Origin of the sequence: Nonomuraea sp. NPDC049709 (genome assembly GCF_040674815.1) — a bacterium.
In the GTDB taxonomy this organism is placed as follows: Bacteria; Actinomycetota; Actinomycetes; order Streptosporangiales; family Streptosporangiaceae; genus Nonomuraea.
This window is the reverse complement of the sequence record NZ_JBFANM010000034.1, coordinates 74,375-91,750: the sequence shown is the minus strand read 5'-3', so window position 1 is coordinate 91,750 and position 17,376 is coordinate 74,375. Positions and strand designations below refer to the sequence as shown.

The window sequence follows — 17,376 nt, the reverse complement described above, 5'->3', positions numbered from 1 at the left end:
ACTCCGATGCCACGCGCTGCCCAGGCCATACGGCATCGGAGCACACGGCGCCTCAAAGTGGAAGGTATGGGCTGGGCATGCCGTGCCAGCTGACGGTCAGAGCGTCGCGGGCGCGGGTGGTGGCGACGAATAGCAGGGAGCGAGCCTTGCGCTGCTCGCGCTCATAGCGAAGCGGGTCTTCGGTGTGGTAACGCTGAATGACGTTGGTACGCGGGATGATGCCGTCGCTGGCGCCGACGACAGCGAGCCGCTGATATTCGAGGCCCTTGAAACGATGCATGGTGCCGACGTGGACTTCGCCGTCGCCCTTGGGGCCATCCTTGGCGAGCTCGGCACAGGTGATACCGGCCTTGGTCGCCAGGTAATTTATGGTCTCGATAACCATGTCTCGATCGGCGACGCACACCGCGATACGGCCGCTCGGGTCGAGGGAGGCGCCGTGGTTGTCGGTGGACAGTTCTTTGCGCCAGGTGTTCAAGGTGGCGGCAAGCCCGGCGAGTTCGGCATCCCACGTGTCGTACTGGACGAAGTCTGGCTTTGGGCCATGGAGTACGGAGCGGTATCCGGCGAGGGTGTCGGTGTGCTCATCGAGGTCGTCGTAGGAGACCTCCGCACTCTTGGGGTTCACGATGCGAAGGGCTTTAGCGAGGATTTCCCTGGTCGTGCGGTAGCTGAGGGTCAGACGGGCAGCCCGGCCGCGGATGTTGATGCCGAGGACGCTGAGGGCAACCTGGTGATCGTAGATGCGCTGGTGGGTGTCTCCGAGGATGAACATGTCGTTGGGCAAGTCGGGGTCGGCCATGGCGCGCAGCATCTTCCAGTGGGCGGGACGCAGGTCCTGGGCCTCGTCGACGACGATGTGCCGATAGCGATAGCCGAGGTATCGCATACCGGAACTGTCGTCGCCCTGAACGGGATCCTTATCGACGTTGGCCTGGCGCCTGTCCTGGATCTTTGCCGCGCGTTCGATCTCAAAGCGGGCGGCACGTTCGGCAGCCTGCCCCCAAGTTTCGACGCCGAGCTGGTCGAGGCGGGCGGTGAACTGGTCGATGAGCTTCCAGACGTGGTTGCGTTCGGGGCGGGTCAGCGCCCGTCCGCGGCCGGCTCGGCGGGCCTTGAAGTATTCGGAACGGGTAGGGATCGACTGACCGAGGATGACCTGCTCCCACTCCTCGAGGAGGAACTCAGGGTCCCAGCGCCGGTCGTCGAGCTCAGCCAGCAGTCGGCGCATCTCGTTCAAGGCCAGGTGATCGTAGACGCGCTGCTTGGCCCGCCCGGGGGCGGTGTTCTCGCCCAGGACGCGGGCGGCGAGCTGGTCGATGTGCGCGATGTCGATACGGGCCAGGAGTTCGGGCTCGATGAGGGAGGCGAGCCGCAGGCGTAGGTCGGTGGTCAGGTTCTTGGTGAAGGTGGTCAACAGGATCGGCTTGTTGCGTCCTGGGGGCAACTGCTCGGCGAGGTGCTTGACGCGGTGCAGTGCGACGATGGTCTTGCCAGTGCCGGGGCCGCCGGAGGCGCGGGCGGGGCCGTTGTAGTGGCGCTGGACGAGGCGCTCCTGTGTGGGGTGGAGGAAGACCTTCCAGGCGCGGAAGTCGCCCTCTTCTAGGATGTAACGCAGGTCGTCGTCGACCGTGGTCACCTTGGTGCGGGCGAGGGCCGTGGTGAAGTCGTCGAGGTCCGGGCGCTGGTCGAGCTCAACTGGCGTGGTGATCTCCTTGCGTACTTCGCCGATGTCCATCCCGGAGGCCAGGCCGTAGAGAACGTCCTTCGAGAGCAGCGGGGCACCCTCGAGGAGTTGGTCGAGCTCGGCGCTGGTAGTCAAGGTCAGCGCGAGCTCGATCAGCGGCTCGGCGACGCCGAGCTCGCGTAGCTGCTCGGCGTTGTAGGCGGCCAGCAACGGAGGCGCCGCGAGCTCGGGCTTGAGTACGGGAGCGGGAGCGGGCTTGTGGGCATGCCTCTTCGGCTCCGTCGGAGTCAGGGTGATTCCGGCCCTGCGCAGGGCGCTGTCACCGACGACGGCGAGGTCGACGAACTCGATCTCGCCGGTGACGCGGTTGACCGCGACCTGAAGCTCTTCGTAGACGTCCTTGCGGTGGCGGACGGCGATGATCAGCCAGCTCTGGGTGCCGTCCGTGTCGACTCCGGTGGGGGTGAGCAGGGCCCGGTGGTCGTGGCCAACGCGGGCGGACCAGATGCGCGAGTCGCCTTTGAGCTTCTTCTTCCTGAACCCGGGGAGGTCAGGGTTGTTCCGGAAATCGTGGCAGAAGTCGTAGAACTGGGATTTGACCGAGCGGTCGAGCTTGTACAGCTCCTGTTCGGCTTTGCGGTACAGGCTGAGCCGGGCGGTCATTGAAGAGTGCCTTTCTCTGCGTCGGGCAGGTTGTCGAGTAGTTCGTCGAGGTGGGCGAGCCACTCCGCGGCGGTCCGGACGGTCCAACCGTCTTCGACATACGCGGCGTCACGCCGCTGTGCCTCATCGTCATTTTCGCCCTCATGGGCAGAGACCACGGCGATTTTGACGCCGGGGGAATGCCAGGCGAAGTCAGCTTGCCAGCGGCCGGCGCCCAGTTCGAAGCCGAAGACAGGCGCCTGCTTGCCGCGGTCGGCAAGAGTCTCGGCAAGGCGGATCAGGTCAGGTGCCCCGTCGGGCTCTTCCCGCAGGATGTCCAGGATGTCCTCATCCCAGATGGCGTCACGGAGTGCATGCGACGCGGCGGCTGCGTGATTTGAAGCGACTGGCGTCACCACACCTGCGGGTACGTCGATGGGCGAGTTGAACTCGCCGAGTCCGCCGCACACCGCGAGAATCTCGACCTCAAAGTCTTCGGCCTGGCTGGTGGCGAGCTGGATGCCGTCGCCACCGGCCAAGGTCAGGAACTGAGTGAGGTTGGTCCAGTACAGCCAGGACCGCCAGCGTTTCATGTGCTCGTCTGTGTCGAGCACAGCGTCACTGTCGTCGAGGATCGTGAGGGCGGTCCACTTCAGAGCCTCTGGATCGGCGGCATCCAGGACGAACACGATGGGCAGTCCGGTGTCGTCCTGCGCGCGGAAGATGTGGACAGGCCCGATGCCAGCAACGTCCGGCGAGAGAGGTTTGCCGTGGCATCCAGCGGCGGAGAGTCCAGCCAGTTGGCCTCGCAGGGCCGCGACGAGTTCGCTGCGGCGTCCGACCGTGGCGACTTGGGCCGTGCCGGGCTGGGCCGTGAGGCCGGTCACCAGGGCACGCGCTCGGCGAGCCCAGGCGCCGGGTTCCGGGTCGCGCAGATAGGCGATCAGAGTGTCGATCGGATTGGCGAAGACGGCGTGGGCGAAATGGGCGCGTTGCCCGCCGTACTGCTCGTACGCCGCCTTGGCCTGCTCCTGGGCGGCGCTCCGGTACGGCGGCCAGACCGGCTCTGCCCGGACGGGTTGCTTTTCGAACAGATCGATGTCGGCCCAGCTGATCTGAAAGACGATCTCCCCGTCGGCGCGCAGGACCATGCGCTTCGCCGCGTCGCCGGCGATCCGGTTGTGCTCACTGCTGGCGTGGAATCGGAAGCCTTCCAGATAGACCTTGACACTCTGGAGCGGGCCGTCGACACGGGTGAAGGTGAAGTCGCTGACGCTGCCTTGAAGCTGCTGCTGGGCGGTCAATCGCCAGTGCGTCACGCCGGAGCCGCCGCTGAAGCGCAGATGCCCGCTGGCGTGGCCGTCCTCGTCCAGAGAGGCGTCATCGGTTCGCCTCACCCAGTTGCGCAGAGCGGCTAGAAAACGCTCTTCCAGGTCGGATTCCACTTGGGCATCCAGGCCGATCAGTCCGGTGTGGTCAACAGGGATAGTCTCCCAGCCGTCCTCGCCGTTCTCCTTGAACAGCAGGGACTCCAGCATGGTGAGGGCGGACTGGCGCGATACGACGTCCTGAAAAGGCTCCGGCGTGTAGCGGTGCAGGCAGCGATGGCAGGCCCGACGCTGTTCCTCGGCGCATGGACAGTTCTTCAGCATCTCGTACGCCGCAGCCAGGGTGTCGCGGAAGGCGATCGAATCTTTAAGCCTGTCCAGGTAACCGGTACCGCCGGGCAAGGAGTCAAAGAGCACCAGGAACCAGCGGCGTTCCCCGCTCCTGTCGGGCATAGAGGCCACGGTGGTGTCCAGGTGCTGTGGGTCACCGCCGAAGTGCAGGTCCACTCCGAGCCGCAGCGCAGCCCTGAAGGAGTGCACCTTGGAATCAACGTTCGCGGTGGCGGCCGGGAGCAGCACTCGCAGAGCCTCGGTCTGTAGCTGGTGGGCGAGCAGTACCGGCTCCTCTCTGGCGCCGCTCTTGCCGCGACGCAACGGGCACCACGGGCGGTGGTGCTTGAGCCGCCCGCTGCGAGCGGTCAGAGAGTCCAGCTCGTCGCTGTCCAGGTCGAAGACCGGCTGCCCATCCGCGCTCGCCGCCCCACACACCGTGCACACATAGAACGGGTTGAGCCGAACGTGGTGCCCGGCGAAGTCGTCGCGGGCCGGAGCGTCGAAGCGGACTGGTCCGACATTGATTCGCCGGATCATGGCGCGCCGGCAGTAGTCGATGCCGAGCGTTTCTCGGGCGTGCCTCCACGAGTCGGGTTCGATGTCCTCAACCGGGATGTCCACAGCGTCCACGACCGTATAGAAGCGGCGATCTCGGTTGTCCTTGTCGTCGCGGATCCGGGCGTCCTCTCGCCTGTCACGTGAGGTGACGGTGGCGGGTTCGACCACCTGGAACAGGCACGATCCATCATCCGCGATGTGGGCGGCCTTGCAGCGCGGGCACTCCGAGCGATCCCCTTTCGCATTCTCAGTACGCACGTAACCACAGCCAGGACACACCCGCCAGTAGCGCCACTCCTGTTGTCCACCGGTCACGATCTCCAGACCACTGACCTGGTGCTTGTAACCGTTGACGTAGAAGGTGTTGCCGGGGGCCAACTCCTCCAGAGCGATACGCCGAGGCCGCTCGTAGGCGTAGGTGTCAGAGGTGTAGATCGCCTTGCCCGTTGTGGGATCCACCCCGTCCTCGCCGTACAGAGTCGCGGACAGAACGGTCGCGGAGTCGATCAGCGCGTAGTTAGGCAGCAGCCCGAGGTCACACAGGGCGGTCTGCGCCGACGTTTCACCTAGGTTCATCAGATGCCGTCCGATGCCGCGCCGCTCAGCGTCTAGCTCGGCCTTCTGCACTGCCTGGTCACGATCGGAGTCGTGGAGCTCGTCGTGCGCCTCGTCGATCTCGCGCAACCGGGCCCGTAGTGCCTGCTGACCGCGGAACCACTCCCGCCCGGCCTCCTCGACCGCGGCACGCAGGCCGTGCGTGGCATACGCGCGCAGGTCGGCCTTGGCCGGGTCATTGACCCCGGTGGGGAATAACTCCAGGAATCCTTCTGCGAGTTCCTCGCCTTGAGCAAGGGCCAGATCCACCAGATCGACCAGGTATCCGGACGGGCCGAAGAGGCGCGGCGCCTTGTGCGGCAGCGCGCGAAGTACGATGCCGTCAGCACGCACCAGCCGTCCAGCGGCGGCGAGGTCCAGCAGATGGGCCAGGTACTGGCGGCGCAGGATCTCGATGGCCGACAGGTAGCAACCCGGCGGCACGATGGTGCCGGCAATCAGGTCCTTGGGGCGCTCCAGGAAATACAGGTCGCGGCGGCTGCGGTCCGGGATCGTCAGCAAGAACGCGTTACCCGAATGACGTCCCGCCCGCCCGACCTGCTGAACGTACGAGGCGGGGCGGCGGGGCAGCGCGGCCATGACCACAGCTGACAGCGTGCCGATGTTGATGCCCATCTCCAGCGTTGGGGTACAGGAGAGCACATTGGGGTCCTTGAAGCCGCCCTCGCGTAGTTTGAAGGCCCTCTCCACCTGTTCGCGTTGCGGGCGGGTTAGCATCCCGGTGTGCTCGGCGGTGACTATCTGATAGGTGCCCGCCTCGCGGTAGAGGCGGCGGTAGTAGTCGCGGGTGTAGTCACGATCGCGGTGGTGCACGCCCAGCCCCTCGGGGCGGTCCCCCGCGACCAAACGGCCCCTGCGGCAGCGGTAGGAGGGGCAAGGCTGCTCGTGCCACTGGTCCAGCAATGACGGGTGGACCGTTTGCTCCCAAAAGCACACGGGGCAGCGCACGTACGCGTGCGGTACCTGAGCATCGTCCAGCAGTTGAGCCTCGATATTCCCCGGCTTGAGGCCGTAGACGCTCAATGAGGTGTCGCGTGGAGTCCGTGATGACAGCAGCCCGCGTGCGGTCAGTTCAGGTAGCAGCTTGGACCAGAACTCCGGCGACATATCCCGAGGCAGCTCCAGACAGCGTCCGGCCCACAGCTCATGCCAAGACAGCCGCCCGCCTGCGAAGTCGAAGTCGCTGCCGTTCTTCCTGGACTGACTCAACAGGAACCGCGGGGCCGCAATCCGCTTCGGAAAGGCCCGCATTCCTGGCGGCCGCTTGCCCCAGATGTAGAAGCGGTTGGTCCCCGCGTCGTCCACGTACCTGCTCAACCACTTGTGGGCGACAGCGCCCCGAGTACGGAGCCGCTCCAGGAAGATCCGCACGAACGCCAGATACCTCGCGTCGTTCTGGGCGATCAGTGGCACTCTGTCGCTTACGCAGTCTTCGTGAATCCGTCTAACCAGTGCCACCACATCCGCCGGATCGGCGATACGCACGTGCGCGGCTGCGGTCCTGGTCAGTTCGAGGGTGCGGCCATTGCGGGAGCGGAACCCAAACTCCATCAGGGCTTCGAAGGCGAGACGCTGCCCGATCATGCGCCACGTCGCCATATCGCCACCACGCCCTTGACCGGACAGCAGGCGGTCTACTCCCTTGTAGACGTGCAGATCCGGTGGCACTACTGCGGCGAGGGTTTCCCTATCCGTAGTGGCCTCGACTACGTCCGCGATGAGGTCGTTGAGCGCCGTCGGCTCGTCATGGCGCAGATGCTTGGCCAGCAGAGCGCGCAGCGAGAAGGTGTAGGAGCGGTTGGCGACGAATCCGGACCGGTGCGCGGCATCCTGCACCGAGTCGTTGAACATCAGCGTCTTGTCCTCGCGCCCCTTCTTATCGAGCTCCCCGCCCGTGAACAACTGTGTGATCGACGCCGCGGCCAGCGCGGCGGAACCGGTGCCCAGGTAGCGAATCGCGTTGCGCTCGCCGCACGCCGGGCACCAGTCCTCGCTGGCCGCAGTGTTCGCTCTCGTGCCGCCGAAGTGGACCAGCACGAACGCCGAGTCGCGAGCTGTCAGCCGCGGTTCCTTGGTGTCAGCTTCGTAGTCGTTGAGAGGATCGGGCAGTCGCAGCCGCTTGCGTGCGCCGTCAAGCACCATGAGCAAACCGCCCACACCTTGTGTGCCTGCGGTCGGCATCGCCTCCGCCCTAGAGCCTTCTCGCGCCTCGCGATCAGTCGCTGCGATGAGGTTCCGCACCCGGACCTTGTCCTGGCCGAGCGACGCACGCCGGACTTTGAAGGTGTCGAACTGCACGTCGTGGTCGTCACTCTCTGGCGAGAACACCGCCCAGCCCGATCGCCCACAGTCTCGGCAGTACACGGCCGGCAGGAAAATGTTGGCGTTCTGCCCCGACGTAGCCGTGGTCACCGGCGCTGTGCGGTCGCTATCCATCGCACTTGCATCGGCCATGCCCGCCGCATCCCAGCGGAACTCCGCCTTCGGCCATGGAAGCACCCCGCGCAGCAGCCGAGACACCGAGCGTGCCCACTGATGCACCTCGACATGGATGAGCGGGCGTGCCTCCCCCGGCCGGGAGTTGGGGTCGCGTGCATGCGACAGCAGCGCCACGAATCGAGCCAGCGCCTCTGCCGCCTTCTCAGGCTGCAGGGCCACGGCCTCCGCCCAGCCAGCCGCGCCCGCTCGCCACATGATGTCCAGCACCTCGGCGCTGGTCTTCAGCTCACCATCCAGTGCTTGCATCACCGCCCGGGTGAACAAGTGCCGCCTCACGTTCCCACCCAGCCGGAACGGATCAGCGTCGCGGACCCCGGTCACCGCCTCGATCAGGTCGAGCAGCGCCTCCTCACCGGACGTGGGATCGGGCAGCGCGAGCAACTCATCCGGGGTGGGAAGCCGCTGCATCGTCACGTCAGTGAGCGGGATGAACTCCTCCACCGTCAGCCGACTCTCCCCGACGATCGACTCCGCCGTGAACTCCGTGCCGAAGACGTCGGTCGCCACCTCCAGCAGGTGCGTCACCCCGTCGTCCGTCTCCGATGCGAGCGTCGCCGATGTCGCCACAGGGCAGATGTTCCCCAGCGGACGTCCCTTCTCGGACACCCCGACCGCGGACGCAAGCCGTCGCAGGAGCATCGCCACATCTGTGCCTTGCGCTCCGTCGTAGGTATGGAACTCGTCCACTACGACGTATCGAATGTCCGACTCGCGCCACAGCGGGGCGTCGTCCTCACGTTGCAGCAGCAAGTCCAGCATCTTGTAGTTGGTGATCAGGATGTCCGGTGGCGACATCTGCATGTCCGAACGCCGCGTACGTACTCTCTCGTACTGCGTCGCAGCCCGATCCCCGATGTACAAGCCCGCCCATAGCTTGCCCAACTCGCTGTTCTGAGTGAGCAGATCGTTGATGCGCTCTGCCTGGTCGGTCGCAAGCGCGTTCATCGGGTATAGGAACACCGCCTTGACGCCGGTCCTCCCCGCCTCCCGCTCCCGGCGGCAGTGATCAAGCACCGGGTAGAGGAACGATTCCGTCTTGCCCGAGCCTGTGCCAGTGGTGATCAGGGTCGGCTGCGGCGTATGCCCATTCGCGGACGTCAGCCGCGCGAACGCCACTGCCTGATGCGTGTAAGGCGTGAAACCCGCACGCTGCCACTCCAGGTGCTCGCGCCACTCCTCACCGGCGGTGGTAAAAGGAGTACGGATCCGCAGATACGGTCCCCGGAACATCCCCGTCGTCTCGTCCCCGAGGAACCGGTGCAGAGCCTCGCGCACGCCCTCGTCGCTGAGCGCGTACGTCGTCGACAGGTACTGCAGCAGGCTCTCCTTGAGTGCCCGTGCCTGAAGCGTCGGCCTCACTTCGACACCTCCTGCTTGGCAGGGTCCCATTCACCACGGGAGACCGCTTCATCAAGCCGTTTCTGGAAGACAGCATGCGCCTCGCGCATCTCTGCCTCACGGTTGGCTCTATAGAAGGGGGCAAAATAGCCATACGGAGGTGGTGTCCGAGTAGGATCGGAATCATACTTCAAGAACTGCCCATAATCCTCCACTGTCTGGCCAGCGCCAAACACGCGACTGTCCTTAGCGATTCGTCTGCCCTGGACATCGAACCACATTTCAGATTCGCGAGAGAAAAGGAGAGGGAAGCGCGCCTGGTAAATGGAACAAAGGGCATCAGCATCGATCCCAAGAATGACGGACGAGATGGCGTCCAGCTCCACCAAGGCCGCCCGTCTCGCACGCTCGGAACGCAGTGGCGCGTCAACGGTCCATTCCTCCCCAACCGCACTAAGGTCACCACATTCCTTTTCGTAGACCCAAGAATCGCTGCCCCATGCGTCGTTGTAAGCCTCAGCCCATGCGGATGCGTAGGCCTCCGTTAGGCAATTCAGGCGAGCCGCCCTTAGCGTCAGCGCCGAGTGCAGGGGATGCTTAAGACTTGGGACTGGAATCTTTCGCACGTCCCTATCGTGGAGATTCTTCTTACCCATTAGACGAATTATGTACTCGATCGGAAGGGAGCTCCAGAAACCCACAATGCCCAGGTCTTCCTCTGCGCGCCCGCGAGACATGGAGTAGATTCCGTCAACATGAGCCGGACCTGGAGGAAGCAGTGCAACATTGAAGCATCGCTCCATGTCAAAAGTTCTCATTTTGCGCCACGCAACTCGCGCATAGCGGGTATAGGGAATACCGTTCCAGCACTTCAACGCGGCCCTGTAGTTGGCAGTGTCCGCAGTTATCCGGAAGGCGGTCGCCGGCACAAAGGAGGTCGGCAAATTGCGTAGATCGATTGGCTTTCCGTGACTTGAGAGGCCGGGACTCTGCTTGGCGATGGGACTAGACACAGAGATGTGTGGGCCGCTGAGGATTACGTCATCCCAATCGGGAGGCTGTGTATGCCGCTTCGCGATCAACCCCCTTCTCTCCGAAGTCGTCTCATTAAATCCTGAGCTTACACGCTCCTCAGCGCCCAGTCGAAGCGAATACGAGCGCAAGGCATTCATCGCTCCAGTTTCCGCAGTAGTAACTGGATTGAAGAGAACGGTATTCCCGACGCACTCTTCCTCCTGCCCCGACAACTCCTGCCATTCGAGCAGCAATTCTGGCGTCACATGGATCACGCGCTTACGATGCGGACGGAGATCGAAACTCCCGTTGAACATAATTCCGGGAGCGTCGCCTGAACCGTCGTGCCGGAGAGACGGAATTACTACCGACGAATGATAAAGGTTACTGAGATGCAAGAATGAGATCTCTCCAGGAGGGCCATAGATGTGAACTCCGAACTGAGTCGTATGCCCCACGGGTTTAGGAAAGGCCCAATGTCCGCCATTCACGAAGTGGCAATGGATACGGAGGCGGTGAAGGGCTGAACTGCGAATCTTCTCGAACCCCTCACTCGAGAGGTGCGCCTCCGAGTGAACCATGCCGGATATACCTAGATGATGCGCGTTCTGCCAGACCCGGCTTATGAACGCGAGGTAGAGATCCGTTTGATCTGTCCCATTTTCTGGATAGTTTGCCTCCGACCCAATGAAGCTGGAGACTCCAGACAGCATGCTGGATCGCCATCCAAGCTCAGCGCATGCTGATTCATTAGCCAATATAGCCGATCTTCTCTCCACAGCATCAGGATGTGAGTTGCTGCCGACGACCGCGAACCATGGATCGAATTCGGCCAGCTCTGACGCCGAGTTCCATTTGGGCTGCACCCAGGGCGGGTTTCCCACCTGGAGGTCGAAGCCGCCGTTTGCGAAAACGAGCGCGAACTCCAGCTCCCAGTGTAGGAACCCCTGTTCCTTCGCAATGTCGCGTACTGCGCGGAGCCATGGGAACCGGTCCTCTGGGTTGCCGAGGTCCATGCCCATGAAGTGGGGAATGGTCTCTTCGAACTCCTTCAGCTCGTCGAGACTTTTGGAGGCGTCGAGGAGAGTGCCCTCTGGCACATCGGCCGTACCGAGCATGGCCTCCAGGAATTCCAACCAGTCGTCAAGCTCCTTGAGCGGGACGATCTGCCGCTTTTGCAGGGACTTCGGCTTTGCCTCCTTCTTCGTCCCGGTCGGCCCGACCTTCTTCAATTCCACAACCGCGTCGTCATCCGTGGCCGACCCCAGATCCCAGATGCTGGTTTGTTCCGGCCCAACCGCGAACAGGGCCATCGCCTCGACGAACCGCGGCGGGGGCGCCGACGCAGGGACGGGCAATCGCTCGGGGGTTTCCTGGATCTTGGCCCGCTCCTCGGTCCGTGGGAGACCACCAAGCACATCGCTGAGACAGCCCCCGTCGCCGACCACCGTGCGTGCTACGTACTCGCCGTCGGTCCCGTCCAACAGCCCCGCCTTGTCGATCGGCCAGAACCACAGTGCGCACCAGGCGTCCATGACCATCTTCAGCCGCCAGTACGGAGTGTCGACGGCGTTGAACAGATCCTCCAGGACCTTCTCCTTCGCCACCGCCTGAACGGGGTACTGAAGGAAGGCGTACTCGGGATCCGCGGGATCGGCCTGCCATACATCGATCCGACGTGCGATCTCCATCTCAGATAGCATCATGCGCTTCACGACAGCCGCCCAGAGAAACTCGACCCGCCTAGCGGCGTCCCTCAGTCGCGTGAACTGCGAGCGCGCCTCCTGCTTCGGCTGCTTGGTCTTCGGGTCGCGCTTGGGGCTGCCGTCCTTGTTGATGTGCGCGGTGCTGCGCTGGGGACGCTGGAGGATCCCCTTCTTCCAGTCGGCCAGCTGTGCCACGCCTTTCTCGCCTAGCTCCTTGGCCTCTGTCGCGCCCGCGACCGCGGCCCAACCAGGGCTCGGCAGCAGGAACTGGTGCACAGCGTCTTCTGGCAGTGGTTGTGGATCGCCGTCTTTGAGGAAAGGAAGTGGCGTTGGCGCCAGGGCGCCCTTGCCCTTCAGCCAGCCCTTCTCCTTGCTCGCGACGTCGTATCCCGCATAGACGGCGCGGCGAGCGCCGATGAGGGAATTGCCACGGCGCAGGTGCAAGCCGAACCATGGTGCCCGCATGCCGGGATGCATGGTGTTGAGCCATAGCGAAACCTCGGCCAGTTCGACACCTGTGGCGTTGAGGTCGACCCCATAGGCGTTGTGTAGGGCGATGTACGCCTTGACCTTCTGTTTCTCAGTAATCGCAGCGGCAGTCGGGATGGTAGTGCCAAGCTCTTCCTGACGGCGCCGCAGATACTCGTCGGCGACTTGGTTGATGGCCTCGTTGAGGAAGGCGCCGGAGCCGAGCGCTGGCTCGCAGATCTTGTACTTCAGCAGCTCTGAGGCTCGTGTCTTGATGACTTCCCCGTGTTCGTCTCGCTCCTGATCGAGGCGATTCTTGAGGGTGAGCTCGACGGTGACCTTGGTCAGTGACTCCGGAGTGTAGTAGGACGCGGACGTTTCCCGTTGGCGCCCGGAGAGCCGGTAGACGAAGGAACCCTTGCCGTACTTCTTGGGGCCGCGCAAGCCCTTGCGGGCGTCGTCCTCGCCGTAGTGGACAAGGGTCGTGTCGGGATACTGGTCCTGTTCGCGTAAGGGGATGAGCCAAGACCCCTGCTCCGGATTGCCGCCTCTAGCCACTTCACACAGCTCTTCGTCGGCGATGATGCCGGTGTAGGACATCAACCCCTCGTAGACGGCGCCGAGTTGGTTGATGCCGAGGTTGCGGTAAGAGATAAAGCCTCCGCGTTCGCCGCGTTTACCCTTCTTCATGGTGAGCAGCCGCAGCACCTTGTGGAGGGCCTCGTTGCGGAGACGCAGGTCGAGCCAGCGCGGTTCGTGGTCGTAGTCGCTGCGTGGGTCGAGGACGCCGTTGCCGATGAGGCGGATGGCCGTTGGCTCGAAGAGTTCGCTGCGTAGCGGTTCGAAGCGCAGGCCGCGGTCCTCGCTGCGCCGGGCCGCTTTGACCTTGCGGGTCTCCTCGTCGTCACCGGGCTGATCGTCGTCGGGTTCCGTGCCGTACTCGCGGTGTCCGAAGTTGACCTTGTTGAACAGGACGTCGAGTGAAGCGAAGAGGTGGAAACCCTTCCTGGCCTCCTCCTCAACAAGTTCCTCATTGCGCTCCACGAGCTCCCGCAGGCGGGCGATGGAGTAGCCGGCCTCGTACGATCCATCGTCGGCAGGCAGGACGCCGAGTTCGGGACGGGCTTCCGCGTACAGCAGGAACAGGATGCGGTAGAGGTAGCGCAGCGCCTCGCGGGTGAGCTCTCTTGCGAAGGGAATCGCGGAGCTCTCGATGTCGGCAGGCGTGACGGCGTTCTTCGGCTCGGCCATCCGGTGCAGGACTTCGTTGGCGATGATTTCCACCGAGCGCTGTAGGCCGTGGCGCAGTTCGCTGGAGACGCCGACCGCGTTGTCGCCGGAGGATTTCAGCAGAGCGTCGATCGCACGGCTCTGGTCGTTCTCGCAGGGACGCAGCATGTCGAGGCTGAACAAGGCGGCAATGGTGGTGAGTTCGCCCTGCTGGGTGCGGTCGTTGCGTTCCAAAGCGGCGTCAAGGTTGGCAGCGAGGTATCGGCCCTCGCTCCAGACCTGGCGGTCGGCGAGCAGAATCACGCCACCGCACAGCAGCAGGATGAAGCGAGGGCGCGGGCCGCCCACCTCCCCGAGTTCGCTCTGGAAGAGCCAGGAAGCAAGGGCCGCGCCCGTTTCGTACGACTCGCTCACGTTGACGCGCAAAGGCGACAGCAGTCGCCCGGCGCCGTTGGCGTTGAGCGCGGCATCGTTGACGTCAGACCAGCCGCAGTCAAGGGCGATGATGCCGTGGCCATGGTAGGCGACTGTGAGAGTGTGGTCGCGGCCGGCGCGGTACACGGTCAGCTCGGTAGAGGTGGCGTCGTAGCCGAGGGCGTGCAGGACCATCTGGTGCCACTCCGCGAGCCGCTTGGTCCACTCCGCGTTGTTGTACGTGGCGAATCGGCCTTCGTCCTCGGCGTCAGCCTGCGCGCTCTCCGCAAAGTAGCCGCGCAGCTTCTCTGTGAGGTACGGGGCCCGTAGGGTGCGCAGCAGTTCGCGCGGAGTCCTGCGCGGGTCGTTCTCGTCGCTCTCGCGCGTTGTCCAGGTGGCGAGCAGGCCCTTCTTCAGGTCAGTGCCGAGTTGTTCGGCGAAGTAGTGCGCGGAGAAGTACTCGCCGCGATTGGTGAAGGATCCGAAGTCAGTGCTCATCGTGCGGTGCCTCCCTCAGCGCCGGTGTCCGGTTCGAGAACAGCCAGCAGGCGCAACATCGGCTCGCCCACCGTCTCCAGCGACTTGACCAGCTTCAGCCGCCGCCTGGCCGTCCGGTCGAGCTCGGCTTCTCTTGGGCGGGCACTGGCGAAGAGCGATTCCTGCCGCCACTCGGCAACCCGTCTGCGGTAGGGGGCCAGGGTCTCGTCGATCCGCTTGCGGTATTCGACTTCGAGAGCGGCGAGATGACGCTGGGCGGCATCAATAGCGGCGGGCACGAGATCAGTGAGGCCGGGCAGATCTCGGGGTGTAGCGCGACCGGGCATATTTGGGCCGACGCCGTAGCGTTCCAGCAAGTCTGCGGTCAGCGTCTCCACGACGGGTGCGTGGGGAAGGCGCGAGACGGCCATCCACTCAACGATGGTGGGCTTGCCCAGCGCGTTGGAGTAGATACCCTGAACCAGATACGTCGGGCCGTCTACGGTGGCCGCGAGTACAGGGGCTTGGTGCCTGCCGATCTCGACCAAAACCTTGTCCGTGAGCCAATCCAGAACGGGATGGACGTCAGTGACGTAGGAGACGTTCGGCCACTGAGAGGCGGTGGTCTCTCGCGCCGCTTTCAGGCGTGCCCCGGCGAGATCCTTGGCGAAGGTGATGCGCATCCGGCCCGGCTCAGTCTTACGCGGCAGGATCTGCTGCTCGTCCAGGTACGATTTGGGGAGCGCCTTGAGCCGGTAGAGCAAGTCCCGCGGGGGCTCGAAGGCGATGGTGCCGTCGTCGTCGCGTCGCAGCGACAGCATGTCCTCGGGATTGGGACGGCAGACCTGCCGTAGTGCCTCTTCGAAGTAGTCCGCCGTGGACCGGAAGAGCTTGGGCACCACAGCGCGGACCACATCAGGGTGTTCGTGGGCCGCGTTTACCGGACCGAGAATCCCGGCTAGGAAGGCTGTCCCACCTTGCTTGGACTGCTTGATGGACTCCTCGACCGTACGGCCCGCGATCAGGTCCTGGGTTAGGCGCCTTTCCTCCTCCTTGGCCCGGTACAGGCCAGTGATGGCATCGGCCGACCCTTCGATCTTGTAGGCCTCCTCCTCACGCTTGAGAAGCTTCTCGCCCACTAGGCGGTCATCCAAGGTGCGTGGCTGTCCGGTCGTCTCGTCCGTGCGCCACGGGATGTCACTGGCGAGGATCATGGCGCGGAACTCGGGCGGGTGTTCCTGCCCGTATCGGTCGATGCGGCCATTGCGCTGCTCGATCCGGATCAGGGACCACGGCAGGTCGTAATGGATCAGCCGATTGCACTGCTGGTGCAGGTTAACGCCTTCGGAGGCGACGTCCCCGGTGAACAGGATGCGTACGGGGTCGTCGCGCAGCCCGAACTTCTCGACGATGGCCTGCTGTTCCTGGTCGGTGGTGGCCTCGGCGTGCATGACCAGCACAGCTCCGCCATACCCCAGCCAGGGCTTCTTCTCATCGGGGCTGGCGATGCGCCTGAAGCCGAGCGCGGCAGGGACCGTCTCGGCCAGCCACTTCGAGGTGGGGATGCTCTCGGAGAACACCACCACCCGGGCGTCGGATCCGGGCCCGACACCCATGTCTCGTAACTCGTCCACCAGCGCTCTCAGTTTCGCCGAGTCCTGGTCCTCGATCTGCTCAGCAAGGTGCTGCAGGTCGACCAGCGCGGCCCGTTCCGCCTGCCGTGCCGCTTCGCGAACCGCGGGATCCTCGTGCCGCTTCGCGCCGTTTTGGGGCTTGTCGGCCGCTGGATCGTTGAGGGTACCGATCCTGGTCTTGAGCGTCTCCAGCAGCGCCTTGTGTGACGACAGAAACGACTTAAACAACCGATACGGAACGAGCTGATGCCCACTTACCGATGGCGCAGACTGATCGGCGGGAATCCACCGCGTGGCCAACTCCTTGAAGACCGCGAGCTCCTTCTCAGTGGCCGGAACATAGATGGGCTTGGACCGGCCACGGTCCGCCCAAGCGCCCTTCAGCGATTCTCGTACTTCAGGCGAGGTCTTCGAACGCCGTATGTAGAGATGCTCGAGATCCTTCCACTCGTACTGGTACGGGTTAGCGATCGCCGCCTCATCCAGCATCCTGATCAGCTCGGCGAACGAGGCGGGATCGCCGTTGTGTGGGGTAGCCGAGGCCAGCACGAGCGCGTCCGTCCTGCGGGCCAGCAGGCGGGCCAGCGCGTTGTTCTTCGTGCCTCGATTGACGAGGTTGTGGGATTCGTCGATGACGACGGCATCCCAGTCAGTGTGCTCTAGATGGTGCGCGTACACGTCACTCTTCAGCGTGTCCATGGAGATGATCACGCGCTTGAAGTACGCGAACGGGTTACGCCCCGCGGGGATGTCCTGCTGCACCCGTTGGATACCGGTTGAGTCCAGGCGCACCAGCGGGATACCGAACCTAGTCCACAGCTCACGCTGGAACTGCTCCAGGACGTGCTGTGGTGTCACCACCAGGATCCGCTCGCCTCGGCCGCGCCGGATGAGCTCCGCCAGGAGCACCCCGATCTCCAAGGTCTTGCCAAGGCCAACCACGTCCCCAATCAGGATCCGCGGCTGCGGATTCTTCATCGACAGCGCCAGCTCCGCCGGCCGCAACTGGTGGACTTGCTGGTCCATGAGGAAGTTGTCCGCAAGCGCAAGTCCATGCTCGGTTTGCGGGAGGAATGTCTTCCGGATGATCGCTTCGAGGAAAAGCCGGGACCGGCGGTGGTTCGGTGAGTCGTCCGGCACCAACTTGGTCTCGCGCGGATCCAACTCCTGAACGTCGTCCAGCCGATCGTAGAAGGTGGCCTCCATGCCACGAACGAATGGGGAGACGCCGGTCACCTCGATCATCCATCCATCACGCTTGGTTAGCGTGCTGTTACGCACAAGCCATAACTCGTCACGGATTTGGACTTGTGCCCCTGGCGCGTACCCGCCCGAGGCAAGTAATCCCTCCTCCGGCGAGACTTCGTAAGGCTTCCGAGCATCCTGTGCCGCATCGTTTCGCCCATCAGCGGTTCCCACCTCGACACCCAACG

4 protein-coding genes are annotated in these 17,376 nt (G+C 64.1%); all 4 read right to left on the bottom strand.

Annotated features, from left to right (window positions below; genetic code table 11):
- Positions 1 to 52: 52 nt before the first annotated feature.
- Genes AB0J69_RS31175 through AB0J69_RS31160 form a run of 4 tightly spaced genes read right to left on the bottom strand, consistent with a single transcriptional unit; the run spans position 53 to position 17,188 of the window.
- Entirely contained in the window at positions 53 to 2,350 is a 2,298-nt protein-coding gene (locus tag AB0J69_RS31175) for a UvrD-helicase domain-containing protein (RefSeq protein ID WP_364124298.1), read from the bottom strand.
- On the bottom strand, positions 2,347 to 9,021 hold the full coding sequence (locus AB0J69_RS31170) for a DEAD/DEAH box helicase (RefSeq protein ID WP_364124295.1): 6,675 nt from the start codon (positions 9,019 to 9,021) through the stop codon (positions 2,347 to 2,349). The genes AB0J69_RS31175 and AB0J69_RS31170 overlap by 4 nt, the downstream gene beginning before the upstream one ends.
- Positions 9,018 to 14,330 (bottom strand): class I SAM-dependent DNA methyltransferase, encoded by a 5,313-nt coding sequence (locus tag AB0J69_RS31165; RefSeq protein WP_364124292.1) that lies wholly within the window; start codon positions 14,328 to 14,330, stop codon positions 9,018 to 9,020. Before AB0J69_RS31165 ends, AB0J69_RS31170 begins: the two co-directional genes overlap by 4 nt.
- Positions 14,327 to 17,188: a DEAD/DEAH box helicase gene (locus AB0J69_RS31160; protein WP_364124289.1), complete on the bottom strand. Its 2,862-nt coding sequence runs from the start codon at positions 17,186 to 17,188 to the stop codon at positions 14,327 to 14,329. The genes AB0J69_RS31165 and AB0J69_RS31160 overlap by 4 nt, the downstream gene beginning before the upstream one ends.
- Between the last annotated feature and the right edge of the window lie 188 nt (positions 17,189 to 17,376).